The sequence below is a fragment of the Salegentibacter lacus genome (assembly GCF_020164555.1).
In the GTDB taxonomy this organism is placed as follows: domain Bacteria; phylum Bacteroidota; class Bacteroidia; order Flavobacteriales; family Flavobacteriaceae; genus Salegentibacter; species Salegentibacter lacus.
Genome location: NZ_JAIQZB010000011.1, coordinates 68,032 through 92,943 on the forward strand (window position 1 = coordinate 68,032; position 24,912 = coordinate 92,943).

Genomic DNA, 24,912 nt, shown 5'->3' on the forward strand with positions numbered 1-24,912 from the left:
TCTATGACGGGCTTTTCTATTATAATTCTAAATAAAACATTTAGCTAAAGCTAACTGTTATTAAACTATTTTATTTCTTTTTCGCTCGTTCTCGGTAAGGTAGATCTTTCTTAACCTAATGTGGCTTGGAGTAACCTCAACATATTCATCTTTCTGAATATATTCTAAAGCTTCTTCCAAAGAAAACTTAAGTGCAGGAACAATCTTCGCTTTATCATCTGCACCAGAAGAACGTACGTTAGAAAGTTTCTTGGTTTTGGTAATATTTACCGCCATATCATCCTGACGTGAATTTTCACCAATTACCTGACCTTCATAAATTTCTTCTCCCGGATCTACGAAAAATTTCCCTCTATCCTGAAGTTTATCTATAGAATAAGGAATTGCTTTTCCGCGTTCCATAGAAATCAACGACCCGTTTTGTCTTTGTGGAATTCCCCCTTTTAACGGCTGGTATTCTTTAAAACGGTGTGCCATAATAGCTTCACCTGCAGTAGCGGTAAGCAACTGGTTACGCAAACCTATAATTCCTCTTGAAGGAATCATAAATTGAATAATCATTCGCTCGCCACGGGTTTCCATGCTAAGCATTTCTCCCTTTCGCATCGTCACCATTTCTACAGCTTTTCCTGAAACTTCTTCAGGTAAATCTATAGTTAGTTCTTCTACCGGCTCACATTTTTCACCATCAATTTCCTTGATAATTACCTGTGGTTGCCCAATTTGAAGTTCATAACCTTCTCTTCTCATTGTTTCAATAAGAACAGAAAGGTGCATCACTCCACGGCCATAAACTAAAAATTTATCGGCACTATCGGTTTCCTTCACCCTAAGGGCAAGGTTTTTCTCTAGTTCTTTGGTAAGCCTTTCTTTAATATGCCTTGAAGTCACAAATTTTCCATCTTTTCCGAAGAAAGGAGAATCGTTAATTGTGAAAAGCATACTCATCGTAGGCTCATCTATAGCAATAGTTTTAAGACCTTCAGGATTTTCAATATCGGCAACGGTATCACCAATTTCAAAACCTTCAAGACCAACAATTGCACAAATATCACCCGGTTGAACTTCTGTTACTTTTTTACGGCCTAAACCTTCAAAAATAAAGAGTTCTTTAATTTTTGTCTTTTTAATACTACCATCACGTTTCACTAAAGAAACCGGCATACCTTCTTTCAAATGTCCACGTTGTACTCTTCCAATTGCAATTCTTCCTGTAAAAGAAGAGAAATCTAAAGAAGTAATAAGCATTTGAGGGGAACCATCCTGAACTTTAGGAGCTGGAATATGTTCCAAAACCATATCAAGAAGTGGTTCAATATTTTCTGTTTTTACATCTGGATCGTCGCTCATCCAATTGTTTAGGGCAGAACCATAAACTGTTGGAAAATCAAGCTGCCATTCTTCGGCACCCAATTCAAACATAAGGTCAAAAACTTTTTCGTGTACTTCATCTGGAGTACAGTTTGGTTTATCTACCTTATTCACTACAACACAAGGTTTTAAACCAAGGTCAATAGCTTTTTGCAAAACAAAACGAGTTTGTGGCATTGGGCCTTCAAAGGCATCTACCAATAATAGAACCCCATCGGCCATATTCAATACTCGCTCTACCTCTCCACCAAAATCGGCGTGACCAGGAGTATCAATAATATTGATTTTGGTGTCTTTATAGACTACCGATACGTTTTTTGAAGTAATTGTAATACCACGTTCACGTTCCTGATCGTTGTTATCTAGGATAAGATCTCCGGTGTTCTGGTTGTCCCTGAACAAACGGCAGTGGTACATAATTTTGTCTACCAGGGTAGTTTTACCGTGGTCAACGTGCGCGATAATCGCGATGTTTTTAATAGCTGTCATATAAGCGCCTCATTTTTAAGGCTGCAAATGTACGGCTTATTTTAAAGAAACAAGTATCTAATGCTACTTATTCAAAATAAAATATTAGCAACTGAACTGACTGTAAATCAATAGGTTAATTTAAAAGAAAAGAATCAATAAAATTAGGAGGTGGCTTTAAGCTTTTTGTAAACGAAGAAACCAAAATAAATTGCGGCAATTGTTCCAAAACCAATGCCTAACAAAGGTTCTTCCGGTCTTTGGTAAATAAAGAAAATGGTAGCAGCCGTCATTATTAACGCGTTTATAAGTAAACGCTTTGGTGTATAATAGTTACTGAACTGTTCTTTTAATCCTTCCATAGCAAATATTTTTGCAAAGCTATGAATTTAAAATTGATCTTTAACACTCATCGGCCGATGGACCATAAGTAGCCGGCACCGGAATATCCAGTAGTCTGAAGTAAACCCCTAATTGCGCCCTGTGATGCGGCAATTGATTAAGCACCATCATTCTAAGTACAGAATATTTAGGCATATCCATTAAAACCTTTCCATCCTGCATCATTTTCCAGTTTTTCTCATATTCTTTATCCGGTTTTCTTAAAGCTGCTTCAGCTTCAGAGGTATTATTTTGTAATAATTCAATCATTTCTTCAACAGTATCAAAATCGGGAGATTTATAACCGGCCATGTCCATCTCATCCATTTCCATTGTAGTGGTTATCCAACTGGGAATTTCCGCCAGGTGATTCGCTAATTGCCGGATATTCATCGATTTTTTATGCGGTCGCCAGTTCAATTTATCGGCTGGAATACGTTTTAGAAACTTTTCAGTGAGCACTACCTCGTGTTGAAGTTCAGATATTAGAAGATTTTGCAGTTCCATATTTCAAAGATTACTTAGGAAAATTACAACAAAAACTTCTTGCTTTGGAGTCATATCCATAAAAATGAACTCGGGAAAACACTTATTTTTGAATTGTAACACCCGCTTAATTCCGTTATATTTGCTTTCCTAATTCCCATTTTATGAAACTTGAAAAGATTCCACAGTTAAAACATATCAATGCCAACAATTTCTTTCTGCTTGCAGGGCCTTGCGCTATTGAAGGTGAAGAAATGGCCCTTCGTATAGCCGAAAAAGTAGTGGAAATCACCAACAAACTGGAAATCCCTTATGTTTTTAAAGGATCTTTCAAAAAGGCTAACCGCAGCCGAATTGATAGTTTCACTGGAATTGGAGATGAAAAAGCTTTAAAAATTCTTCGAAAAGTTTCAGAAACTTTTGAGATTCCAACTATAACCGATATTCACGAAGTTAGCGATGCAAAAATGGCTGCTGAATATGTAGATATTCTGCAAATTCCCGCTTTTCTAGTTCGTCAAACCGATCTGGTAGTTGCAGCGGCAGAAACCGGAAAAGTCGTAAACCTTAAAAAAGGTCAATTTATGAGTCCTGAAAGTATGAAACATGCCGTGACCAAAGTAACCGACTGTAATAATGAGCAGGTGATGGTTACCGATCGTGGAACAATGTTCGGGTACCAGGATATGATCGTAGATTTTAGAGGAATTCCAACTATGCGCGAGTTTGCGCCTACTGTTTTAGATGTTACGCATTCATTGCAACAGCCCAATCAAAGTAGCGGCGTTACCGGAGGACGACCGGAAATGATAGAGACTATAGCCCGTGCCGGGATAGTAAACAAAGTAGATGGTTTATTTATAGAAACCCATTTTGATCCTGCAAATGCAAAAAGCGATGGCGCTAATATGTTAGACCTTAACTACCTGGAGAAACTATTAAGCAATTTGGTAGCAATTAGGCAAACAGTGAATAAATTATAAAAAACCAAAGTCACCAAATCTACATATTATCCGCACCAGGTCGCACTGAAACCTGATTCTGAATAAGAAATAATATTCATAATAATATCGGGTACTATTTACTTAAAAAACCTAAACAAAAGTTAATCCCAAAATGCATTAAGGGTTTTAATTTTAATTTATTTTAATTTGAATTTCAACCAATCAAAACCTTAATGCAAAACCAACCCATTTCCCGAGGTGTATTTTCCTGGAAATTCAGTTTGGCTATTTTCTGTATATTTACAATAGCTCCCTTAACTGCCCAGGAAGAACCAGAAGTATCTGTTGGTGGAGCGCTTCGTTATAATTATAACCTCTCTTCCTGGAAAGACGGACAAAAAAACCGCGGTGGTGATTTTGGTTACGATATTTTTCGAGTAAACTTCAACGCAAAATACAAAGGCGTCTACTTAAATGCTGAATACAGGTTATACTCTGATGCTTTTGGCGGTGGTGTTATGAAACAGGGCTGGATGGGCTATAAATTTAATGATATCGACGAAATTCAAATTGGGTTAACACAAGTTCCATTTGGCATTCAGCAATATAATTCCCACAATTGGTTCTTCAACCTAACTTATTATATGGGACTTGAAGACGACCACGATATGGGGATAAAATACATTCACGCCGGTGATAAATATGAATATCATTTTGCCTTCTTCAAAAATGCTGAGGAATTACGATTTGGGAGCAATACCGAATCTTCTACCAGCCGATATTCCTATGATGTGGTTGGCAGAAACAAAGAAGTGAATCAATTTAACGGAAAATTTGTTTATAAATTTGGAGATAGAGCAGCGAATAGGTTAGGAGTTTCTGCCCAATACGGAGGTCTTTACAATCTTGACACTAAAGAAACTGGAAATCATTACGGCCTAGCAGCTCATTATGAGATTACTCAGAACCGATGGAATTTAAAAGCACAGGCTTTAACCGCTTCACACAACCCAATAAATGCCGAAGGAGAAAGCAGAGAAACTCTAAGTTTTGGTGCTTATGGCTTTCCCTATGAGGTTGCTGCCAACTTTAATTTATATTCCCTCGCAATTTCCAGAAATATCCCGGTAAACCTGGGACCCATTTCTAATTTGGAATTCTACAATGATTTTGGTTATATGCAAAAACATAAGAGCAGTTTTACTGATTCTTATATGAATGTTACAGGGGTTTTGGTCACTGCCGGGCAGGTTTATACTTACATAGATTACGCTGCCGGGTATAACCATTCCTGGTTGGGAGGTGATTTTGTAGACGATTTTGCAGCGGGTAATCCCGATGCAAAATGGGAAGCAAGATTCAACATCAACATAGGTTACTATTTTTAATTTAATTTGTGAAAACCAATTATATGGCTAAGAAAGTTACCAGAAGCGATGAGAAAAAGTCAATTTTTGGATTGGAGGTAAACGGTCCCGTTTTCTTCATTTCCTCTTTTATCATCATCATCAGTATCGCCCTAACCCTCATTTTTGAGAAACAGGCAGAAACAGTTTTTGCAGATATTCAAACCGCGGTAGCAAACAACGCCGACTGGTTTTTTATCATGTGCGTTAATATCTTCCTGGTTTTCCTGGTCTACCTTGCGCTAGGCCAGTTTGGAAATATGCGCATAGGCGGACCAAATGCCAAACCTGAATTTAAAACGCTTTCCTGGTTCGCGATGCTGTTTAGTGCCGGAATGGGAATTGGATTATTATTTTTTAGTGTGGGAGAACCTGTAATGCATTTTACAGCTCCTCCCACAGCCGAAGCCGGAACTGTAGCCGCTGCCAAAGAAGCTATGAATTTCACTTTTCTACACTGGGGTTTTCACGCCTGGGGTGTTTATGCACTTGTAGGTCTTGCACTTGCATATTTCACCTACACCCGGGGCTTACCACTTACCATCCGTTCCATTTTTTATCCTTTTCTGGGCGATAAAATATACGGTAAGATTGGAGATGCGATAGATATTTTTGCAGTTTTAGCGACGTTATTCGGGCTGGCGACATCGCTAGGATTTGGAGTCCAGCAAATAGCTTCAGGTCTGAATCACGTTTTTAATATCCCTAGCGGAATTATCACCCAGGTCTTGTTAATTGCCGGGATTACGCTTATTGCTACAATTTCTGTAGTTCTTGGAGTAGATAAAGGTGTTAAATTTCTTAGTGAATGGAATATGAGGGTGGCCTTGGTTCTGCTTGGTCTCGCTATAATCCTTGGACCTACCGTATTTATTTTTAGATCTTTTATTGAAAATACCGGGAGTTATCTTTTCAATTTCATTGAAATTTCTACCTGGAGTGAAACTTTCACCAATAGTTCCTGGCAAAATGACTGGACAGTATTTTACTGGGGCTGGTGGATTGGCTGGTCGCCATTTGTTGGGATGTTTATCGCCCGTATTTCTAAAGGTAGAACAATTAGGGAATTTATTTTAGGAGTTTTATTAGTTCCGTCTCTAGTAACTTTTTTTTGGCTCTCGGCCTTTGGTAGTGTTTCAATTCAACAAGCACTTGGCGGAGATATGAGTATAATAGATGCGGTAAATGATGATATTGCTACTGCCCTATTCGTTTTCTTTGAAGATTATCCGCTTTCTATGGTCATAAACGTGGTAGCAGTTATTCTAATTGCCGGCTTCTTTATAACCTCATCCGATTCAGGATCATTGGTAATTGACAGTTTAACTTCAGGAGGAAAAATAGACGCTCCAAAAGGCCAGCGAATTTTTTGGGCAGTTACTGAAGGAACTGTGGCAGCGGTATTATTAATTGGCGGGGGATTACAGGCACTGCAAACTGCAACCATTGTAACCGGATTGCCTTTTGCAGTTATTCTGCTTATTATGTGCTATTCGCTCTACAAAGGTTTAAAAGAAGATCTTGTAGAAATGCAGGATAAAAAAGAACAAAAAGAGATGGAAAATTACGAGGAGATCATAAATGATATCGTTCAAAAAAGAAAACTAGAAAAAAATAAAGAATAACTAAAAAACAGGCGTTATGGAAAAATTCAGTAATATTCTGGTTGCCTTAGACCTTTCAGACATTGATAATTCAATTATAAAATACGCTTCTTTTTTATCCGAGAAGCTAAAGATTCAAAAGGTATATTTTGTACATAATATTAAGAAATACGAGATTTCTTCGCTTTTTGATGAACAAATGAAAGATGTGAATCTGGATGAAATTATTGGAGACGAGCTCAATGAAAAAGTAGAAACCCATTTTAACAGCAAAGCAGAATGGGAAGTTCTAATTTCTGAAGATCCTTATACCGAATCTTTAATAAATTATATCACCAATAAATACTATATAGATCTGGTGATAGTAGGAAATAAAAACAGGAAAAAAGGCACCGGCATTGTGAGTAACAAATTGCTCCGAATTTTAAAATGTGATATTCTATCTGTTCCAAGAGATTTTCATCCTGAGATTAAAACAATTTGGGCAGGAACCGATTTTTCCCGCGAATCAAGGAAAATCTTCAATATAGCGCAGATGCTTCAGGAAGCCACTTCGGCTCCCGTGACGGCAGCCCATGTTTATTCAGTTCCGGTGCAATTTTCGCCCTATGTTCCTAAAGAAGCTATGGCTCCCAAGATTGAAAAACACGCAAGGGAGAAAGGAGAAAAATTCCTAAGTAAATTAGATTACAAAGGCGAAGTGACTCCTTTAATTATTCCCGGCAGGGAGGCCAGTGTAGCCAGTAACCTACTGGGATATGCAAAAAAAAATAATGTTGATATTTTGATAGTGGCCGATAAAGGCGCCAATAACATTTCCAGTCTTTTAGTTGGAAGTGTGACTGAAGAATTATTTGGAAAAAACCCAGAGATCCCATTATGGATTTCTAAATAGGTTTTAGGATTTAATCAATAACTCGTCATCCTGAACCTGCCCGATCGTTCAGGCGGGCTTGTTTCAGGATCTAATACATTGAATAGTAGTTTCAATAAACGGTCCTATTTAAAATTCACTTCCACCCAAACCGGAAGATGGTCTGATGGGTATTTTAAATCTTTTGAATCGCTTAAAACGGCATATTTCTTAACTTCAATATTATCTGAAACAAAAATATAATCAATTCTCCTCGTTACCGGCTCTTTAAAATTATAGCCATTAAAAGTACCTTCTGGGCCAAAATCCAGTTTGCTAACTGCTTTAGAATCATTCATCTTCTGCATAAGGAATTGAATTCCGCTTGTATCGGGTTCCAAATTTAGATCTCCCATTAAAATTACCGGCAAATTTTCTTTATTTACTGCTGAAATTTTTTCCCAGATAAGTTTTGCGCTATTTTCCCTTGCTTTTTCTCCTACGTGGTCAAAATGTGTATTAAAAACCCAAAATATTTTCCCTGAATTTTTCTCTTTGAATTTCGCATAGGTACAAACCCGCTCCATCGCAGCATCCCAACCTACCGAGATTTCATCAGGAGTTTCTGAAAGCCAAAAAGTATTTTCTTCCTGAACTTCAAACTTTTCAGAATTATAGAAAATCGCACTAAATTCTCCTGCTTCTTTCCCATCGTCTCTCCCTACTCCAACATATTTATAAATATCCATTTCAGACTGAAAATGTTTTAACTGACTCACCAAAGCTTCCTGAACTCCAAAAATATCGGGTTCATAGAATTTTATCTGATTGGTGATATGGTCTTTTCGTTTAGACCAGGAATTTTCGCCATCATTCTCATTGGCATATTTAATATTGTAGCTCATCACTTCCATCTCCTGGCTATAAAAAGTAGTTCCCGTAAGAACGAATAGTAAGAGAAGAAATAAAGTTCGAGTTCTCATGATCCTGATTTTCTATAAAGTTCGGAATTTTCAAAATTCCAATTGCATAATTCACTAAATTATTAGCAAAAAATATGGAAGTAAAGCGCAACAATTTTTTAATTATTCTTCTGATTGTGGGAATGCTGCTTTTAATACCGTTAATTGCGATGCAGTTTAGCAATGAAGTGGTTTGGACTGCTTCAGATTTTATTATTATGGGAATTTTACTCCTGGTTACCGGGCTGGGAATTAACCTTGTGTTGAGAAAGGTTTCCAGCAGCAAAAACCGACTTATAATCGGTGGAATTGTTCTTGCAGTATTTTTTGTGATTTGGGCAGAACTGGCCGTTGGAATTTTTGGAAGTCCGTTTGCCGGAAGTTAAATTTTTATCAATGGAATACTTTGTAAACAAAAAATCAATAGTTCGGGAAATCTGGGGAAAAGGCGATACCATTCTTTTTATTTTCGCCGGTGCTTCGGCTGAGTTTGCGCTTAATAAAGCTGTAGACTGGCTCTATTTTACCAGGAAATTACCTAAAGATCCGTTAGGAAGGCTTTTTTCAACGGTTTCTTATGCCCGGGAAATAGTTTTTGCTGAAAAACACGCTGCGCAAAAGGCAATAGATCGCATTAACTCTATACACACATCAGTTGAAGTCGAACGCGGAAAAAGTATTCCGGACTGGGCTTATCGTGATGTACTTTTCATGCTTATAGATTATTCCATCAGGTCTTTTGAAACCCTGGAACGCAAACTTAATATTTCTGAGAAGGAAGAAGTTTTTGATGTTTTCTGGCGGGTTGGAAAAAGAATGAACTTAAGAGATTTGCCTCAAAATTTGAGAGAATTTGAAACGATACGGCAAAGTCATCTTGAGCAAGACCTGGAATATGGTAAATATACCAGGGATCTTTACAAGCAATATCGCAAACATTTGGGGCTGGTACGTTATCAGCTTTTACTGGAAACACAAAGCCTTATCACTCCCGTTAGCGTTCGCCAATATTTAAATTTGCGAAGCTTTTCATTCTTAAGCCCGGTCATCCCGGCATATAAAATTAGCCGAAGTATAAAATTAGACGGACTTCTTAAATCACTTATTCTGCCATCTGAATATAAAGCAGAGATAAATTCATTGGACAGGCAAAGTGCATAAACCAGATAATCAGTATTCTATAAATAATCGATATTGTTAAAATCAATTAGAAGAAATTCCAGAAAAAGCTATCTCGTCGGGTTTCTATTCCTTCTGATTATTGAAATACTTATCGCAGTATATATACAAGATGATTTTATAAGGCCTTATCTCGGAGATTTCCTGGTTGTGATCCTACTCTACTGTTTTGTGATGGGAATTAGCAAAATTTCAATATTTAAAGGTCTATTGATTGTTTTAATATTTTCTTTTGCCGTAGAATTTTTCCAGCTTATTAACATTGCAAAAGTACTTCAATACCAACCACCTGAATTCGTAATGATTATTCTGGGGAGTAGTTTTTCGGTCTGGGATCTGGTTGCCTACCTTCTCGGACTTCTATCCTGTCTTTTCCTGGAATATCAGAACCTAAACTCCATCTACAAAATCCTGCAGGTAACTAAATTTAGGAGTTAATTTTCCATTTTGAGTCATCCTGGCGCGCTCTAGTACACTGTCTTTATCATTATTGAAAAATGCAGGAATTACTTGTTTCATAAACATTTCGCCAAAACCTTCGCTCGCATCTTTTGGAAGTTCACAAGGCAAATTATCTACAGCCATCACTAAAATACTCTCTTTCTCACGGAAATCTACTTCAGATTCCGTTTCGGGACTGTAGCCGTAAAATGGTTCAGCAATGGTTGAAGGTCGAATGGTGCTGGCAATTGGGCCGTCTATATCGCAAGAGATATCCGCTATATATTTTATACGGAAATCTTTAGATTTGGCATCTTCAGCAGTCAAAAATACTGGGGCACCATCTCCATAAAAATGCCCTGAAATAAACAGATCGCTGACTTCGGTAAAACGCAAGAAATTGGAATCATATTTTTCCGGTTCTTTAAAAAACTCTTGGTGATTCCCCTTAGAACCGTCTTTCTTTTTATTGTAATCCAGAACGTCTATATTACAATAAACCGGTTCTTTTTCTTCAAATTCGAGGTAATCTTCTACACTTAATTTCTTAATTCCTAAATGATCTAAAACCTCTTTTGCTCCTCTGGCTACTTTACCTACGCCAGTCAGTACGATTTTTATAGACGGAATTTCAATTTTATCGAGTTCTGCCAACATGGCATTAAGATCTGGCAGGGATTCTACTTTCGGAAGATTGAATAAATTTTCTTTTAAACCAATTCCCCGAAATCCGTTATACGCACCTACAAGTCCGGCGTATCGACCAAAGCCTATAAGCCTTGCTCCACTCTCCTTTACAATAACCTCGTGATCGTATAATTCGATATTATATTTAAGTATTTCCCTTAATAAATCACGATTATAAGGCTGTTTTTTAATAGTATGAGAAAAGAAAAAATATTTTTTATTCGGAATTAAAGCCGGCAAAGGCACTTCTTTTACCCCAAGTAAAACCTCACAATCTGAAATATCTCCCGTAACCTCAAAACCTGCATCTCGATATTCCTGATCGTTAAATATTCGAATATCAGAACTTTGTACTTTAAAATTTGCTTCAGGGAACTTTTCTACGAGTTCTTTGAGTTTATTTGGAGAAAAAACAACACGCCTGTCTGGTGGTGTCTTTTCTTCTTTAATCAACGCAAATCTTATCATTCTTGGTACGGGTTTTGTTTGTTTATAAGTGTCTTCCAAAGATATGAATTTAAAATTGTATCTTTGCAGGCCTTAAGATTAGTTATACTTAAGTTTTAAATTACAATGTTCTTTATTTATGGGGTCGACTTGGTTTTGACAGCGAGTCTAATTGAGTTGTAAGCACGTCGAGCGCTGGGATATAGCTCGTAAATCTCATATTTCACACTTTTTTAAACGGCGAAGATAACTACGCCTTGGCTGCATAATCCGAATCACAGTAGGATTTGCTTAGTCCCTACAAGGTAGGGAGCCAAGATGTCCCGCGAAGGCCTTGATTTACGGCATTCGCATTAGGGGCACCGATAAAGTAAATATAGGAACTGTAGGACCTTGATGCAGTTCTAAAATCTAATCGAGGATACGGAAGAAGTTAGGTAGTTTTCGGCCAGACTTTTTCCCGACAATTTAAGTGAAAACTAAACGTGTAGAAAGCATCTGAATTGCTTGTTTGGACGAGGGTTCGAACCCCTCCGACTCCACTTTATACATCCCAAAATGTATCAAAAACCCCGAAATCCTAGGATTTACGGGGTTTTTTGTTTTTAAGAATATCAAAATAACCTAAATAATATCAAAAATTATGTGTGCAATTCGGTGACCAATAATCCAGGGGGAAATTGCACACTACGAACGTCCAAAACACCTTTATATCAATTGTTTACGAAATATTAAAGTTTTTCAACCTATCATTTAATAGTGTACATTAATTCCTCAATTTAAACTCAAAATTATGGACACTTATCATCACGTATCATTTTACATTAGAAAAAGCCGTAGTAATAAATCATCAGAGAGTGATATTTATCTGCGCGTTACTGTTAATTCCAAGCGGTCTGATATGAGTATCGGAAGAAAGGTTGACCCTCGAAAATGGAATGTAAGTTCTGAAAAAATGATGGGAAGAAGCCAGGAGGCTCAGGAATTAAATAATTATATGGATGTTTTAAAAAATAAACTAAAACGAATCCAACAAAAACTTGTAGAACAGGATCAAAGAATTACAGCAACAACCTTAATAAGAGAACTTAAAGGAATTGGTAAAAACAAATCTAAAATGACCTTAGAGGTGTTTAAAGAGCACAATGAACAAATGGACCGCCTTTCCGGAAAAAGTATTTCTAAGAGCACCGCAAAGCGTTATTGGACCTGTTATAACCACCTTGAGCAATTCCTAAAGGAGGTTTATAAAACTGAGGATTTCCGAATGAAAGATATAGACCATCAGTTCATTACAAGATTTGAATATTTTTTAAAAACTACAAGAAAGTGTAATCATAACTCAGCCTTGAAATACGTCAATAATTTTAAAAAGATAGTTCGTATAGCACTAGCCAATCAATGGATGGACAGGGATCCTTTTTATAATTATAAGGTTCAATATGAAACCGTAGATCGGGAATTCCTAAATGAAGATGAAGTAAAAGCCCTGGTTGAAAAAGAACTTCATTTTGACCGTTTAAAAATTGCGAGGGATATGTTCGTTTTCAGTTGTCATACCGGTTTAGCTTTTGGTGATTTAGAGAAACTCTCTGAAAAAGATATTGTTAAAGGTATAGATGGGGGAAGATGGATAAGAACAAAAAGAAAGAAAACTAAATCTATAACCAGTGTCCCCTTACTTCCAATAGCTGAAGAGATTATTGAACGATATAAAGATTATCCAAGAGTAAAGGGCAAGGACTTGATTCTTCCGGTTCCACGTAATCAAAACTACAATGCTTTTTTAAAAGAAATTGCTGTGCTTTGTGGAATAAAAAAGACACTTACCACGCACCTGGCTCGTCATACATTCGCGACGACTGTAACGCTTTCCAATGGAGTGCCTATAGAGTCTGTAAGTAAAATGCTAGGCCATAAGGATCTGAGAACGACCCAACATTACGCAAAAATTGTGGATAGAAAAATTAGTGAGGATATGAAAGCGTTAAGGAAGAAGCTAGAAGAAAAAGCCGCTAAAGACTCAAAAAAAACCAATTCTAAGAAGAAAAAATAGTAGGTCGTTTTTTATAATTCCAAGTGAAAAACTTTCACTATTTAATTGAGTCTACTCTTCGTTAAAAAGATCGTATACCTCCCTATTAAGGTCTGGAATATAATTACCCAGGGCCCGCAATGCTCTTTCCTGAATTTTACCGAAACTTTCTAATTCTAAATCTCCCCCGGCAATATCCCAATCTTCAAAGTGAAGAACCTGTGAGAGGTAAGTATCATCTTCACCATAATACATAACAGAAACACGATTCCCACTAAAAGCTAATTGTAGAGAATAGAAAACGTTCTTAAAATAATCCGGAGTATGAATTTCAGGCAAATCCAGGGAAATCATATTTGTTTCCGGGTCATAAGAAAGCCACGTTGGTAAATAAACTTTTCCCAGTTCTAACATTAGAATTTAATTTACAGGCTAATTAATTAAAAATAATAATTTTTACTTTTAAAAAGTTCGCTTTTAAGAGAAGCTTACAATAAATCGTTTTACCTAAACTAGTATCACATCTAGAGTATAATCATCTCTTCTTTGTTGGCAGTAAGACACTTTCTTATCTTTATTAATTCAGCATTTCCCCATTTTCATCAAATATCTTGTAACTATTGTAGGATTTGGAAAGAAAATTTTCTTTAGTTTCCGTGAGTAATTCTTCAAAATTATAGCCTGGGATTTCAAAATCTTTCGGTATACTTAGCATAATTACATTACTATTTTCTAGTAGAATGTATCGAACATATTTTCTATTTGGATAAGAGATATAGAAGGATATTGCATTATTGTAATTTAATTTCTGAAGTTTTTTAGGCAATTCTTTTAGAACTCTATTCCTAAAATTTGAAAATGACCTATCTCCAGTAAATTTAAGATATAACTGATTCTCTGAATTTGTACTTAAGAGTTTATTTATAAAATCATGTTCTTTAATTTTATTGGTTAAAGAATCTTTTTTAAGTAGAAAGTTTTCTAGAGGAGTAATACTGTCCTCAATTGGCATTGTAAGATCATATATTATTTTGCTATTTTTCTCTTTATCTCGAATTTCCGCCATCCAACAATCTCCGCCATAACTATAAGAAAATATATTACCGATAGAGGTATCTAAAATTTCAAATTTTTCAAGTTCATTTATTTCGTCACGTAGAAGATCTTTAAGTTCTTTATTTGGATTCTTAAATCTTGATTGTAGAACTGGCGGCATATGCTCTTCTAGTTTTGTAATTCTTTGTTCTATTTCATTCTTTTTAATAGTATCTTTTATGAAATATTGATAATGTTTTAAAGTATTATAAAAATGTAATTTATTGAAAGCATCAACATGCTCATCCTGAATTAAATCTGAAATAGTTTGTTCAAAAAACGCCTGACTTTTTTCATCCAATGCGGAAAAAGCTTTACCTATTTTTGAGCCATCCGAAAAGTAATGTTGCTGGTTCTCATTATCAATTCTCAAATTTGACCCTAATAATAATTTTGGAATATTAAGATTTAGCTTACTCAATTCTTCTATATATGTTTTTCTCGCGTTAGAAGCAATATTACTATTAGCTACTCTTGAAACCTGATCGTTCATCACATTCAAAAATGATTTTATAAAGACACCCCAATTTGGTATTTGGGCTGCCAAACTAGCCATCCTTTTTTGTTGAATAATGGGACCATTATCAAAACTACACGAACCAACGTGCTGGTTGAAACGCATTAATTTCAATGCTTTTTCTTTAGAAATTAACTCCGCAGTGAAAAATTCCAATTCACCGTTAGATTTTTCTTCGTTTTCGGCATATTCTAAAGATAGATTAAGTAATTCCTTAAATTTTGAATCTTCATTAAACAAACTATCAGCAAAAAATGATCTTTTTTTCTCCCAATCATTTAAGCTTTTTTGGAAAGAAATAAATTCCTGATCTTTAGAGCGCTTTGGTTTATTTGTTTTTACTGCATAATAATTAACTAAGGAATCGATAATATTATCCTGCCGATTATATAGTGAGTTGTGGTTACTATCAGTATTGAAAAATAAATTTTGATTGGGTAAAACAAGAAAGTCTGTATATGAAACCCAGTCAGCATATTTTTCGGGTAAGATGACCTTTGAAAAATGCTCCTTAATCTTAAAACCTCTAATATTTGTTGAATTTAATTCCTTATTTGTGTAGGAAGTATAATAAAACTTAATATTTTCCCTAGACAATGAATCTGTATAATCAATTGTAATGCGATGCTCACTGTTATTTTTTATTTGAAAAGATTTAATTTGTAGTTTTTGTTCGCCATTGGAATATTCTACCCTGTTTTTTAAAACCAGTAGATCTCGATCAATTTGAAGATTTGGGAAATTTTTCAACAAAGAGTCTAGTTCTACTTTATTGGTCAAAGCAAGAATAAATTCTTCAGGTTTATTCGTTTTTACTTCAAAATAATCCCCGGTTCCTTGAGGCAGTGATTCTATATTGGATCTGGAACTGTTCTGATACTCGGTTTCCAATGAATCTATAATAATATCCAATACTGGAATGTCTTCTTCAGCTATAATTTCATTTTGAGAAAAACTCTCTTGACTTGAAATTAATAATAGAAGTAGTAAAAATAAATTCCTCATTCGTATGTTTTGTGTATTTATGGCATTGGTCAGGGTTAACAACAATTGGTATTCAGGTTTTGAATTAATCTACCTTTTCAATTACCAATTGTTTATTAACCGATGCTACCCTTTGTTTTTTACTTCGACAGCTTATAATTATTCACAAGTACTGAAGCAGAAATATGTAAAATCCGTTCTAATTCTCGAATCATATCTACTGTCAATCTTTTCTTTTTGTTTAAGATTTCCGAAACCCTGCTTTTTCCTCCAATAATACCAACTAAATCTTTTTGTTTGAGATTCATTTCTTCCATTCTTATTTTAATTGCTTCTATTGGATCTGGAGCTTCTATTGGATAATGTTGATTTTCGTAATTCTCGATTAAAAGTGATAGGATTTCCGCTTCGTCTCCTTCTTTTGAATTTGAGTCAGCATCAAAAATCACTTCTAATCTTTCTAAAGCTTGTTCGTAATCTTTTTCTGTTTTTATAGGTTTTATTTTCATAGTCTTTTGTTTTAAATCGTGTCCGCATTTATTTTATCATACTCGGCGTGAGTTCCCACAAATCGTATAAACGCCCATTGTCTGTCATAGTTGAATTTTACAATCAATCGATAGGAATTTCCTTTTATGTTGAAAACCACTCTGCTATCTTTTAGAATGCTTGCGTTTATGTACGTTTCCTTAATATCGTTTGGCGACTTCCAATTTGAAGATTTTGCCGTTTCATACCAGGTTTTCAAATATTGCTCGGAATCGGAATGCTTATCCCAAAATTCACGTAAAGTTCTTTTTGCAATTATTCTTTTCATCGATTAATTTCTACGACAAATATAAATAAAAGTTCTCTATTTTAGAACTTTTATTGTCAGTTTTTCCTTTGTGAAAATAAAGGGTAACTCGTTATATCACATTTAATTTTCTTTTAATAAGAAATATTATTGTAGACTTTAAAGAGGAATTTGATATTCTATAGATATTTTTAAACTCCTGATAGGATATTATGTAGTTTTTGCAAAACCATAAAATACTCTTTCCCCAGCAGTGATTAAAGACCACCTCTTAATCAAATCCCGTTTCATTGCACAAAAATTAGAAGTTGGCTTTTAAGGAGAGGAATCCTTAGCGCATAATTTAATACCCGTTCAGCCCATTCCCGCTGCATTTCGCAAAAGCTTCATTTCGGGGAAAGCGCTTCTCTATAAAGATCCTGGACACCATCAAACAATTTGCGACTTTCATTACGCTGACCCGATGAAAAATCGGAACGCTCCATTACAGTTCGAAATTTTTCGAAGAAGTCCGCCAGATTGGATTTCATATTTAATTTATTCCGCTTCCTCCTCCTTCTATACTCTTCCATTTTACTATTTGAAGTATTCCCGGCCTTCACTGCAACTACCTTTTTCTGTAATGCAAAATACCAAGATTTAGAAGTTAGTCCACACTGCATAAAGCCGGTTGCTGTGCTCCCTTTTTATAAGTCCTCCCTAATTCTAAATCTTAAAAATGTATCAGCATCAGAAAAAGGTAACAGTGACGGCTCTACGGGAAGTAAATCGAATAACGGAAAAATGAAATCATGCAAAAATCCACAAAAAGGAAGCGGAATTAAAAAATCAAAAAAGGAAAACGCTCAGGATACAATAAGTAAATCAATTAAAATCAGATATATAGCTTTAAATTCTGCCCGACTATTTCAGTTTTCCCGATGATGGGATTTTATAAAAAAAAGAATAAGATTTTAAAAACGGATTATGATGTTCATGATCTGTTTTTCATTTTACGAAATTCTCAATCAATTGATCATTTCTCTATAGTAAACTTCAAAGATTTTCTTTTCAAATCATAAAAATTAGGATTCAGTTTCTAAACATTTAAAAGGCTATTAAATTCATTTTAATAGTCAACATTTTTGTCCCTGCGGGACGAAAAGGTAGAGCAAGAGGGTAACGGGCAGAGCCCGTTAAAAACTACCTTTTACATTTTAAATTATTGACTATCAATTATTTAAATAATATGATTAATGCTATAAAAATATTGATTTACTGGTTTTGGGCTTGAACCCCCAATAAAATGGTTAAAAAAACCAGTAAATCTTAAAAAGTACTGAATTATGAAAGCAGTTAAAAACATTACTATTGAAAAGAAAACGGCTGAACGCTTTCAGCAATTTTCCAGAATACATTACAAAACACACTCTGAAGCTTTGGCCGGAATGCTGGATTTTTTCTTCTACAATGAGATTTCTCCAAAAGAAAATTTTGGGCCTACCGGCAGGCGAATTGAAAATATTATCAAGAAAAGAATTAATGCAGTGATCGCAATAACAAGGGATATGGAGAAGAATAAAGTTAACCCAACTTTAGCTATTTTGCAGGCCCTATTGGAGGCTGCTGATCCAAAAAACAATTACTCCAATCGACTAAGAGATTATGAGCAAGATGACACTCATCCCGACTTTTATAAATAATTCACTATGTACATTACAACCACCCCAAAGAAATTAAGAAGAGTATTCTCAAAGCACCGCAGAGTATGTTGATTACCTGGAAAAAGAAAATGCGATTCCGCGTATAGAAGAAAAGAATGAGGAGCTTTTTTTTAAATCAGAAAGAAGATGATTTTTTTTGGAAGATGTTGTAAAAGAAGTAGATACCAATATCGCTAAATTGGAAACGAAGAAACCGAAGTTTTACTCCTATGTGAGGTATTTAGATCTCAAATGAGATAAAATTTTATGAAAATGAAAATTCGGTTTTTAATAATTATAAAGTCAGGTGAAATTATGTAGATTAAAACCTACGATTGGTAATTTGCAGTGGTTAAAATGAGGTTTTTGTTATCCAATCCTAATTGAAATTAAGATTTTGGCTATTTTCTTTTATCAACAGTTTTTTCATCAAAAGAGATCAAATTAAAAAGCTGGCGCATTCTGCTTTTCACCCTGGAGCCATAACGCTCTTCAAGTTCATCGGAATCTAAATTTGTTGTAGCGTGAGTTTTTATTTTATGATTAAGAAATAATTCATATCGGGAGAGAAGAATTTCTCCCATCACATTGCAATCCTGACCATAAAACCTTCCTGCCGGTTCAACACCAAGGTCATCAAAGCATAAATAACTGCTATTCCCGTAATCTTCAATTGTTTTAAACCCCAAATGGTGAAAAGCAAAAGCAATATTTCTGCAAGGAATAACCTGATATTCTTTTTGGTGGGGCACCAGATAACGCAAAAGCTTAAGAAAGCTAGTTTTTCCACAACCCACAGGCCCGGTTAGTAAAATTCCTTTTGCAGGGTCAAGATCGAATTTCTGGCATTTTTCCTTATCCGCAATTATATAATTGCAGAGTTTGAAAAGTAATTTTTCATCTTTTTTGTACAGCTGAAATTCTTTTCCAAAGAGCATCTTGCCTTTTACCTGGAGATATTCAAGCATCAACGGAAAATCATAAAATACTTCTTTTCCTCTGAATTTTCCAATCTTGTAGACTATTCCGCCTTCTATTATTTCACAAGGGTTTTCCATAATTCTTTTCTTTTTTAATTTTTAAATAATCAGGATTTTTCAGTTTTAGATCTTGCTGAATCTCTTTAGATTTTTTCATCCATCGGTGTGCTAAAGCCTGCCAGTTTACCACTGGGGTATCACGATTAATTTTCCAACCTACAGCTTCATAGTGGTGATAGAATTTGGAAGCTTCATTATCCGGCCAGCCCTTTTCTTTAAAATATTTTAAAACTTCAAATTCACTTTTTGGCCAATAAGTTTTATTCTGTTTAGTATGTTTAATATTGTTTGTTTCATATACCGGAGCTATTTCGTTACTCTTACCAGACTCTTCTGCAACCTGTTCTAAAAAAGTCTCAAACTTATCCAGGTCATTTACACTACAAATTGAATGCTCATCTTCTGCTTGTTTATCACTAGTCCAAAAAATGGACATCTTAACCTGGCTGCCTTTCAAGGGGTTTTTAGAAGGCAAATACAAAATGTAATTCCAGTCACTTAGTTCTCTAATGCATTTATGGTAGGTTGAAAGCGAACCAACCTTTGAAGCTTCCATAATTTCCTGCCTTTGTATATAGAATTGCTTACAGAACCTAAATACATTCCAATACTGGAATAAAGCATAATAAATACTTACATGTGAGGGATTTAACCGGTTATCTTCATTAAATCGATAAAAAACCTCGGTAAGGTGCTTTATGTAATTCATATTAATCACTATTATCTATCTTATACTTCTCCATTAATCGTTGTACATCTTCCCAATCATAAAAGACGGTACCTCCTATTTTTGTGTAAGGAAGATTACCATTTATTCGTATATTCTGTAAAGTTCCCCAACTAATATCCAGCAGTTTTCTAACTTCAGAAGATTTCAAATACCTTTTATGGATTCCGGTTGAATGCTCTTTAAGTAATTTTTTAAGCTCCTCAAATAACTCCAGCTTAAAATTCATTAGATCATCGGTAGTAATTATTTCTTTTGGCATTTTTAAAATGGTTTTAGTTTAAAATCCCACCGATGGTTACACTTTTTTACACGGCGGGATTTTGTTGATTTGACTTCTAAGACAAATTTGAGCAGCTTTAAGAAAATAATTTCACTAGTTACACCGGACTACGAGAAAATTTAACACCATTCCTAAATGGATGTAAACGAGGCTGAAATTGAGGAGTTTGGACAATTTTGAAGAGAAAAAATTTAAAAAAAGGAATAGAAATGGCATTTTCGGAGTTACGTTCACCTACCGAAAAATTATAGCTCATTTTCCCGGTTCACTTTTTGTTCGAAATTTTAGGTAATTCCGTCCAGGCATTTGGTTATTCTAGCTTTCATTAAAGACTACCTCAAACAGGGAAATGATATTTACAATGCCATATTTTATAGCTCATTAGGATAAAAATAAATAAGAAGATGTCATATTTTGTCGTTATCTGAGTATATTATTGCAGTACAAAATAAATGCGATGAGAAAATTAGAGATAACACTTACCGAAGAGCAATACCAATATATTCAGGAAGAAATCAAATATGGAGGCAGGACAATTCTTGAAGAAGAGACTCTCGGGGGATATGAAATTACGCTTCACGTTGGCGTACCAAATATCTATACTTATTTGGAGATGAATTATATTAATAAGATTGATCTTGGAGAAGTAGAATGGACTTTTAAAATTTTTAATAAACAATCTTCCTGTAACTAAAAGAATAATGATATCAGAATATAGAGAAAAAATAATTCTTACCTATAGACAGTTACTTAAAATGCACGAGGAACTGCTCACCAAGATAATTAATGTTGGAATGACCGGAGAATACGCTGAAGTAAATATAGTTTTTAAGCCCGGCGACACCTATAAATTTGATCTTGAACAATTTCGAGGAACTAAAGACAATAACCTGAATAAACTACTGACTTTTTTCGATGACCTAGAAAACCTTATGAACTCCCTGGCAAATATTAACGGGATTACCGAAGAGGAGCTTGAGGATGTGAATTTATAAATATAGATTTGAGAATACACCTAGCAAGTTAGAAAGTACTAATTTTTCATAAATAACTCTCTGTAGGTTTCCTCTATTTCACTTATCTCCTCTGCTTTTAGTTTTACAAATTCTTTCTCGCGGGCCCTTTTAGATAAATCTCCCTCATTCTGTTCAAGAAATCTTACCAGGAGGGCTACCATTTTATCTGGCATTTCATATTCGTCATCCAACCATCTTTTAAAAGCATCATAAGCTGTAAGGTATTGGATTTCCTCAGGAATTATATTGTCTATGGTATCGTTTACGCAATCATATAAAAATTCCGTTTGCTTAGTAATGTCAAAAAAGCGGTAGTAATCCAGAGTATCGTTTATTACCTGAACATTGTTGTCTGATGTTTGTTCCCACTCAATATGATCAAGAAGTGGGTGCGAATAATCTTCTAGAATCCTTCTATAGTCATTAATATGATCAAGAATAGAAGCTGAGACAGGGAATATTACCCCTTGTTGAGAAAATTTTTTCTTCGCCAGGAGATGATGGATTATATATCTATGAATCCGCCCGTTCCCATCTACAAAGGGATGAATAAACACAAAACCAAAAGCAATTTTTGCTGCGGCCATGACTGCTGAAAAATCATTTTCAAGTAATAATTGATTTGTATCAAGCAAGCCTTTTATTAGCTTAGGCAGATCATCAGGCTTTGCGGAAATATGATCTGGTATTGGTGCCCCAGTTGTCCTATCATGTTCTCCAATAAAGCCTCCTTTTTCCCTGAAACCCATCTCTATGAATCGACTGTTTTCAATCACCACTTGCTGCAATCTCACGAATTCCTCTTCTGAAAGATCTTTTGTTCCTGCCTGTCCTATCGCTTTCCCCCATCTAGCTGCACGTTTGCTTGGAGGGTTTTCTCCTTCTATAGTGAAAGAAGCTTTAGAATCCTTTAAAAGAAGAAACGACGAAGCTCTTTGTATGATATCCTTACGTACACCCTTTAAATATTCAGTTTTTTTCTTCTCTAAATCGGCCTGAGAGAATTCAAGTTTAGCGGTTCTACGAATCAATGGACAAAAATATGGCGTGCCTGGGAGGTTATTAATCACCAAATGACGTTTTGATTTTGTTCCATTTATAGCAAACTGAAGATTACTATCTATAGCGAAAACGTAACTTTTTTTAGTGAGGACCTTCTTTTGAGGAATCTCTTTTTCCATAATCCATTCCAACAAGAACCATATTCTCCGGCTATATTGCCCGGTAGGTTCAATATCCGTCAGCTTATATAGTTCTTCTTCAGAAAAGTACCTGGTGAGTGCACTAAACACTAATAAATTTACCCCTTCATATTTTAAACTGAATACCAAATGCTTATAAAGGGCCTCGATTCTGGAAAGTTTTACATGATCTTCGGGCAAGTAACTAGGTTGGAAAACCCGCCAGTCCTCCGTTTCAAAAGATTTGTTTTGATCACAAATCAAAGCCACAGGTTTGTGGATAGGAATATTAAGACCTAGCTTATCAATTATGGCGGCGTATCCTACGACGACGCCTCTTTCTGGTTTTTCCAGACCGTGAAAAACGGGTGCATCAGAATAAAAATGGGCGGGATTAAGCATTTAAAATTAAATTTAAGCGCAAGATAAGTGAAAAATAGGAGCAATACACAAAAAATGAGCGCATAATATAAAGTTTAATTAAAAATAGGCGCATTGCTATAGGAAAATTTAAATCATTTTATAGCGACATACTTTGTCGCTAATAATGCCTTAATTTGTTATATACAATCGAGATAATGAGTAGATCCAATAGAAAAACCCCTATTACCAGGCTTCGTCTGAAAAAGCCAATCGCAAATTAAGAAGAATCGTAAAAGAAAAAATTGCAGTTCCGGAAAAAGAGCTTCCGCAGAAAAAAGAAATTTCGGATATCTGGAATTGGGGAAAAGATGGTAAAACATTCAGAGCTGATTTAACCAACAAAGAAAAAACCAAGTAATATGAATGTACTTTACCTCCACGGACTAAAGAGTAAACTGAAGAAACCAAAACGAGAAATACTGGAAAATTACGGCCAGGTGTTTGCACCTGACATTGATTATTCAACAGAACATTTTCAACCGAAAAATATTCTAAAGCAATTACCAAATACAGAATTCAATGTAGTGATGGGAAGTAGTATGGGCGCGTTAAATGCTTATGCTATTTCAGAGATTATCGGCAGGCCGGCTTTATTGTTTAATCCGCCTTTGGTTAAATACCGGGAAAAAGAATTCAGCCATAAATTTACTCGAGGACTTTCTCCGAAAAATATATTACTGGGAGGAAGTGACGATGTGGTGAACGCAACCGAAACCTTAAACTTTCTAGGACAAAACCTGCAAAAATCTGAACTGAATATAAAAGTGCTACCGGAATTAGGTCATCGAATTTCTATAGATGTTTTTACTGATCAGGTTAAAGAATTCTTTAAAGATATTTGTGCTTAAAACTATTAAACCTGGTTCGTCCGTTAGAGTAATTCCGATGGCATCGGGATTGTATCGAGAACAATTTTTGAACTACAATTAAATAACAAAAAAACTATGTCTTTACGCCAAACTATAAAACGCCATTATAAAATCATCTCTCTGCTTAGGTTACGCCCTATGAGTTATGAGGATGTTCAGGATGAAATGGCTGATGATCCCGATTCTGTTGAGGAAAAGCTACTAACTTCTCAACGTACTTTTCAACGAGATCTCGAGGATATTGCTTCTATTCATAACATTGTAATAAAATGTAATCGAAGTACTAATAAATATTACATCAACGAGGATGTTGAGGAAACGCATTCTCAGAGATTACGGGAAAATTTTGATCTTTTAAATGCCATTAGACTTTCAAAAAGTTTTGGGAACCAACTTATTTTTGAGGAAAGAAAACCCCTGGGCACACATCATTTAGCGGGTTTACTACACGCCAGTCAGAATTTCTTAGAAGTAGCGTTTGAATATTATAAATTTTGGGATGCTTCAATTAGTAATCGCAAGGTGAAACCCATTGCGCTTAAAGAAGCCCGGAACCGTTGGTACCTTATTGCAGAAGATACTAAAGACGATATTATTAAAAATTTTTCGCTCGATCGAATTAAAAATCTGGAAATTACCAAAGACAAGTTTAAGCCAATTAAATACCAGGCACACGAAGAATTCAAAGATAGCTTCGGAATAATAAACGGCACAGATGAAGAACCAGTTAAAGTTATCCTATCATTTACACCCAGGGAAGGCAGGTATGTAGAATCACTTCCACTACACCATAGTCAGCAGTTAATTTTGAGTAATGATGATGAGATTAGATTTAGTTATTTTATTCGTCCTACCTACGATTTTAGAATGGAAATTCTTTCTTATGGCGACCAGGTAAAAGTAGTAGAACCCGAAAGCCTAAAATTGGAAATCAAAAAGGAATTAAAGCGTTGCATAGCAAACTATAAATAAAAGACAGCCATTATTTAGGCATTTACCTTAATAGATTTTCTAAACTCATCACTCTCAATAAGC

At 35.2% G+C, this 24,912-nt stretch carries 27 protein-coding genes and 1 other RNA gene; 14 read left to right on the forward strand and 14 right to left on the reverse strand.

Features of this window, described 5'->3' with window-relative positions; genetic code table 11:
• Nucleotides 1–60: 60 nt before the first annotated feature.
• From typA to LB465_RS10545, 3 genes are all read right to left on the reverse strand, one after another.
• Nucleotides 61–1,860, reverse strand: coding sequence for a translational GTPase TypA (typA, locus tag LB465_RS10535; protein WP_224469824.1), 1,800 nt, complete (start codon nucleotides 1,858–1,860; stop codon nucleotides 61–63).
• A 143-nt stretch (nucleotides 1,861–2,003) separates the two neighbouring features.
• Entirely contained in the window at nucleotides 2,004–2,201 is a 198-nt protein-coding gene (locus LB465_RS10540; RefSeq protein ID WP_224469825.1) for a hypothetical protein, read from the reverse strand.
• A 40-nt stretch (nucleotides 2,202–2,241) separates the two neighbouring features.
• Complete coding sequence (locus tag LB465_RS10545; protein ID WP_224469826.1) at nucleotides 2,242–2,727, reverse strand: DinB family protein; 486 nt, start codon at nucleotides 2,725–2,727, stop codon at nucleotides 2,242–2,244.
• 143 nt (nucleotides 2,728–2,870) lie between these two features.
• On the opposite strand from LB465_RS10545, the gene kdsA reads away from it, so the two are divergent.
• From kdsA to LB465_RS10565, 4 genes are all read left to right on the forward strand, one after another.
• Nucleotides 2,871–3,689, forward strand: a complete 819-nt coding sequence (kdsA, locus tag LB465_RS10550) for a 3-deoxy-8-phosphooctulonate synthase (RefSeq protein WP_224469827.1) — start codon at nucleotides 2,871–2,873, stop codon at nucleotides 3,687–3,689.
• A 194-nt stretch (nucleotides 3,690–3,883) separates the two neighbouring features.
• Nucleotides 3,884–5,038: a hypothetical protein gene (locus LB465_RS10555; RefSeq protein ID WP_224469828.1), complete on the forward strand. Its 1,155-nt coding sequence runs from the start codon at nucleotides 3,884–3,886 to the stop codon at nucleotides 5,036–5,038.
• A 23-nt stretch (nucleotides 5,039–5,061) separates the two neighbouring features.
• Nucleotides 5,062–6,681, forward strand: a complete 1,620-nt coding sequence (locus LB465_RS10560) for a BCCT family transporter (protein WP_224469829.1) — start codon at nucleotides 5,062–5,064, stop codon at nucleotides 6,679–6,681.
• Between the two features lie 16 nt (nucleotides 6,682–6,697).
• Nucleotides 6,698–7,555 carry a universal stress protein gene (locus tag LB465_RS10565; protein ID WP_224469830.1) on the forward strand — a complete coding sequence of 286 codons (858 nt, stop codon included), beginning with the start codon at nucleotides 6,698–6,700 and terminating at the stop codon, nucleotides 7,553–7,555.
• A 104-nt stretch (nucleotides 7,556–7,659) separates the two neighbouring features.
• Here LB465_RS10565 and LB465_RS10570 read toward each other — a convergent pair whose 3' ends face one another.
• Nucleotides 7,660–8,496 carry an endonuclease/exonuclease/phosphatase family protein gene (locus tag LB465_RS10570; RefSeq protein WP_224469831.1) on the reverse strand — a complete coding sequence of 279 codons (837 nt, stop codon included), beginning with the start codon at nucleotides 8,494–8,496 and terminating at the stop codon, nucleotides 7,660–7,662.
• Between the two features lie 74 nt (nucleotides 8,497–8,570).
• Between LB465_RS10570 and LB465_RS10575 the strand changes: the two genes are divergently transcribed.
• The 3 genes from LB465_RS10575 to LB465_RS10585 are packed head-to-tail and all read left to right on the forward strand — an operon-like array spanning nucleotide 8,571 to nucleotide 10,092.
• On the forward strand, nucleotides 8,571–8,861 hold the full coding sequence (locus LB465_RS10575; protein ID WP_224469832.1) for a hypothetical protein: 291 nt from the start codon (nucleotides 8,571–8,573) through the stop codon (nucleotides 8,859–8,861).
• A 10-nt stretch (nucleotides 8,862–8,871) separates the two neighbouring features.
• Nucleotides 8,872–9,636, forward strand: coding sequence for an oxygenase MpaB family protein (locus tag LB465_RS10580; protein ID WP_224469833.1), 765 nt, complete (start codon nucleotides 8,872–8,874; stop codon nucleotides 9,634–9,636).
• Between the two features lie 33 nt (nucleotides 9,637–9,669).
• Nucleotides 9,670–10,092 (forward strand): ribosomal maturation YjgA family protein, encoded by a 423-nt coding sequence (locus LB465_RS10585; protein WP_224469834.1) that lies wholly within the window; start codon nucleotides 9,670–9,672, stop codon nucleotides 10,090–10,092.
• Here the strand turns inward: LB465_RS10585 and LB465_RS10590 are convergent.
• Nucleotides 10,045–11,250, reverse strand: coding sequence for an NAD(P)-dependent oxidoreductase (locus LB465_RS10590; RefSeq protein ID WP_224469835.1), 1,206 nt, complete (start codon nucleotides 11,248–11,250; stop codon nucleotides 10,045–10,047). The two genes, LB465_RS10585 and LB465_RS10590, sit on opposite strands and share 48 nt — an antisense overlap.
• Before the next feature lie 120 nt (nucleotides 11,251–11,370).
• Between LB465_RS10590 and ssrA the strand changes: the two genes are divergently transcribed.
• Nucleotides 11,371–11,774, forward strand: a transfer-messenger RNA (tmRNA) gene (gene ssrA, locus LB465_RS10595).
• A gap of 248 nt (nucleotides 11,775–12,022) precedes the next feature.
• Nucleotides 12,023–13,285, forward strand: coding sequence for a site-specific integrase (locus LB465_RS10600; protein WP_224469836.1), 1,263 nt, complete (start codon nucleotides 12,023–12,025; stop codon nucleotides 13,283–13,285).
• 51 nt (nucleotides 13,286–13,336) lie between these two features.
• Here the strand turns inward: LB465_RS10600 and LB465_RS10605 are convergent, their stop codons facing one another.
• From LB465_RS10605 to LB465_RS10625, 5 genes are all read right to left on the reverse strand, one after another.
• Entirely contained in the window at nucleotides 13,337–13,678 is a 342-nt protein-coding gene (locus LB465_RS10605) for a hypothetical protein (protein ID WP_224469837.1), read from the reverse strand.
• A 163-nt stretch (nucleotides 13,679–13,841) separates the two neighbouring features.
• A complete protein-coding gene (locus LB465_RS10610) occupies nucleotides 13,842–15,881 on the reverse strand; it encodes a hypothetical protein (protein ID WP_224469838.1) in 2,040 nt (679 codons plus the stop codon).
• Between the two features lie 119 nt (nucleotides 15,882–16,000).
• Nucleotides 16,001–16,369: a helix-turn-helix domain-containing protein gene (locus LB465_RS10615; RefSeq protein ID WP_198639243.1), complete on the reverse strand. Its 369-nt coding sequence runs from the start codon at nucleotides 16,367–16,369 to the stop codon at nucleotides 16,001–16,003.
• A gap of 11 nt (nucleotides 16,370–16,380) precedes the next feature.
• Complete coding sequence (locus LB465_RS10620; RefSeq protein ID WP_224469839.1) at nucleotides 16,381–16,677, reverse strand: type II toxin-antitoxin system HigB family toxin; 297 nt, start codon at nucleotides 16,675–16,677, stop codon at nucleotides 16,381–16,383.
• 365 nt (nucleotides 16,678–17,042) lie between these two features.
• Nucleotides 17,043–17,318, reverse strand: coding sequence for a hypothetical protein (locus LB465_RS10625; RefSeq protein WP_224469840.1), 276 nt, complete (start codon nucleotides 17,316–17,318; stop codon nucleotides 17,043–17,045).
• Nucleotides 17,319–17,981: 663 nt separating this feature from the next.
• Between LB465_RS10625 and LB465_RS10630 the strand changes: the two genes are divergently transcribed.
• The gene (locus LB465_RS10630) at nucleotides 17,982–18,338 is read left to right on the forward strand and encodes a BfmA/BtgA family mobilization protein (RefSeq protein ID WP_070053919.1); all 357 of its coding nucleotides are present in this window, start codon (nucleotides 17,982–17,984) and stop codon (nucleotides 18,336–18,338) included.
• Between the two features lie 401 nt (nucleotides 18,339–18,739).
• Here the strand turns inward: LB465_RS10630 and LB465_RS10635 are convergent, their stop codons facing one another.
• From LB465_RS10635 to LB465_RS10645, 3 genes are read right to left on the reverse strand one after another with little or no spacing between them, the layout of a single operon-like run.
• The gene (locus LB465_RS10635; RefSeq protein ID WP_224469841.1) at nucleotides 18,740–19,396 is read right to left on the reverse strand and encodes an ATPase; all 657 of its coding nucleotides are present in this window, start codon (nucleotides 19,394–19,396) and stop codon (nucleotides 18,740–18,742) included.
• Nucleotides 19,380–20,087 carry a hypothetical protein gene (locus LB465_RS10640; RefSeq protein WP_224469842.1) on the reverse strand — a complete coding sequence of 236 codons (708 nt, stop codon included), beginning with the start codon at nucleotides 20,085–20,087 and terminating at the stop codon, nucleotides 19,380–19,382. Before LB465_RS10640 ends, LB465_RS10635 begins: the two co-directional genes overlap by 17 nt.
• A 1-nt stretch (nucleotide 20,088) precedes the next feature.
• Nucleotides 20,089–20,367 carry a helix-turn-helix domain-containing protein gene (locus tag LB465_RS10645; RefSeq protein WP_070053922.1) on the reverse strand — a complete coding sequence of 93 codons (279 nt, stop codon included), beginning with the start codon at nucleotides 20,365–20,367 and terminating at the stop codon, nucleotides 20,089–20,091.
• Between the two features lie 478 nt (nucleotides 20,368–20,845).
• Between LB465_RS10645 and LB465_RS10650 the strand changes: the two genes are divergently transcribed.
• Complete coding sequence (locus LB465_RS10650; RefSeq protein WP_224469843.1) at nucleotides 20,846–21,082, forward strand: hypothetical protein; 237 nt, start codon at nucleotides 20,846–20,848, stop codon at nucleotides 21,080–21,082.
• A gap of 7 nt (nucleotides 21,083–21,089) precedes the next feature.
• Entirely contained in the window at nucleotides 21,090–21,383 is a 294-nt protein-coding gene (locus tag LB465_RS10655) for a hypothetical protein (RefSeq protein WP_224469844.1), read from the forward strand.
• A gap of 38 nt (nucleotides 21,384–21,421) precedes the next feature.
• Here the strand turns inward: LB465_RS10655 and LB465_RS10660 are convergent, their stop codons facing one another.
• A complete protein-coding gene (locus LB465_RS10660; RefSeq protein ID WP_224469845.1) occupies nucleotides 21,422–22,987 on the reverse strand; it encodes a Fic family protein in 1,566 nt (521 codons plus the stop codon).
• A 380-nt stretch (nucleotides 22,988–23,367) separates the two neighbouring features.
• Between LB465_RS10660 and LB465_RS10665 the strand changes: the two genes are divergently transcribed.
• Together LB465_RS10665 and LB465_RS10670 are read left to right on the forward strand one after the other, a co-directional pair.
• Nucleotides 23,368–23,856, forward strand: a complete 489-nt coding sequence (locus LB465_RS10665) for a YqiA/YcfP family alpha/beta fold hydrolase (protein ID WP_224469846.1) — start codon at nucleotides 23,368–23,370, stop codon at nucleotides 23,854–23,856.
• A 96-nt stretch (nucleotides 23,857–23,952) separates the two neighbouring features.
• Nucleotides 23,953–24,849 (forward strand): helix-turn-helix transcriptional regulator, encoded by an 897-nt coding sequence (locus tag LB465_RS10670; protein WP_224469847.1) that lies wholly within the window; start codon nucleotides 23,953–23,955, stop codon nucleotides 24,847–24,849.
• Nucleotides 24,850–24,912: the final 63 nt, after the last annotated feature.

Excerpts from the sequence above, each read along its gene's own strand:
- LB465_RS10655 (WP_224469844.1), top strand. The coding sequence starts at position 21,090 with ATGATATCAGAATATAGAGAAAAAATAATTCTTACCTATAGACAGTTA.
- LB465_RS10610 (WP_224469838.1), bottom strand. The coding sequence starts at position 15,881 with ATGAGGAATTTATTTTTACTACTTCTATTATTAATTTCAAGTCAAGAG.
- LB465_RS10540 (WP_224469825.1), bottom strand. The coding sequence starts at position 2,201 with ATGGAAGGATTAAAAGAACAGTTCAGTAACTATTATACACCAAAGCGT.
- LB465_RS10570 (WP_224469831.1), bottom strand. The coding sequence starts at position 8,496 with ATGAGAACTCGAACTTTATTTCTTCTCTTACTATTCGTTCTTACGGGA.
- LB465_RS10635 (WP_224469841.1), bottom strand. The coding sequence starts at position 19,396 with ATGGAAAACCCTTGTGAAATAATAGAAGGCGGAATAGTCTACAAGATT.
- LB465_RS10600 (WP_224469836.1), top strand. The coding sequence starts at position 12,023 with ATGGACACTTATCATCACGTATCATTTTACATTAGAAAAAGCCGTAGT.
- LB465_RS10620 (WP_224469839.1), bottom strand. The coding sequence starts at position 16,677 with ATGAAAAGAATAATTGCAAAAAGAACTTTACGTGAATTTTGGGATAAG.
- typA (WP_224469824.1), bottom strand. The coding sequence starts at position 1,860 with ATGACAGCTATTAAAAACATCGCGATTATCGCGCACGTTGACCACGGT.
- LB465_RS10565 (WP_224469830.1), top strand. The coding sequence starts at position 6,698 with ATGGAAAAATTCAGTAATATTCTGGTTGCCTTAGACCTTTCAGACATT.
- LB465_RS10670 (WP_224469847.1), top strand. The coding sequence starts at position 23,953 with ATGTCTTTACGCCAAACTATAAAACGCCATTATAAAATCATCTCTCTG.
- LB465_RS10575 (WP_224469832.1), top strand. The coding sequence starts at position 8,571 with ATGGAAGTAAAGCGCAACAATTTTTTAATTATTCTTCTGATTGTGGGA.
- LB465_RS10645 (WP_070053922.1), bottom strand. The coding sequence starts at position 20,367 with ATGCCAAAAGAAATAATTACTACCGATGATCTAATGAATTTTAAGCTG.
- LB465_RS10580 (WP_224469833.1), top strand. The coding sequence starts at position 8,872 with ATGGAATACTTTGTAAACAAAAAATCAATAGTTCGGGAAATCTGGGGA.
- LB465_RS10640 (WP_224469842.1), bottom strand. The coding sequence starts at position 20,087 with ATGAATTACATAAAGCACCTTACCGAGGTTTTTTATCGATTTAATGAA.
- LB465_RS10605 (WP_224469837.1), bottom strand. The coding sequence starts at position 13,678 with ATGTTAGAACTGGGAAAAGTTTATTTACCAACGTGGCTTTCTTATGAC.
- LB465_RS10615 (WP_198639243.1), bottom strand. The coding sequence starts at position 16,369 with ATGAAAATAAAACCTATAAAAACAGAAAAAGATTACGAACAAGCTTTA.
- LB465_RS10625 (WP_224469840.1), bottom strand. The coding sequence starts at position 17,318 with ATGCAGTGTGGACTAACTTCTAAATCTTGGTATTTTGCATTACAGAAA.
- LB465_RS10660 (WP_224469845.1), bottom strand. The coding sequence starts at position 22,987 with ATGCTTAATCCCGCCCATTTTTATTCTGATGCACCCGTTTTTCACGGT.
- kdsA (WP_224469827.1), top strand. The coding sequence starts at position 2,871 with ATGAAACTTGAAAAGATTCCACAGTTAAAACATATCAATGCCAACAAT.
- LB465_RS10545 (WP_224469826.1), bottom strand. The coding sequence starts at position 2,727 with ATGGAACTGCAAAATCTTCTAATATCTGAACTTCAACACGAGGTAGTG.
- LB465_RS10555 (WP_224469828.1), top strand. The coding sequence starts at position 3,884 with ATGCAAAACCAACCCATTTCCCGAGGTGTATTTTCCTGGAAATTCAGT.
- LB465_RS10590 (WP_224469835.1), bottom strand. The coding sequence starts at position 11,250 with ATGATAAGATTTGCGTTGATTAAAGAAGAAAAGACACCACCAGACAGG.
- LB465_RS10560 (WP_224469829.1), top strand. The coding sequence starts at position 5,062 with ATGGCTAAGAAAGTTACCAGAAGCGATGAGAAAAAGTCAATTTTTGGA.
- LB465_RS10650 (WP_224469843.1), top strand. The coding sequence starts at position 20,846 with ATGAGAAAATTAGAGATAACACTTACCGAAGAGCAATACCAATATATT.
- LB465_RS10630 (WP_070053919.1), top strand. The coding sequence starts at position 17,982 with ATGAAAGCAGTTAAAAACATTACTATTGAAAAGAAAACGGCTGAACGC.
- LB465_RS10665 (WP_224469846.1), top strand. The coding sequence starts at position 23,368 with ATGAATGTACTTTACCTCCACGGACTAAAGAGTAAACTGAAGAAACCA.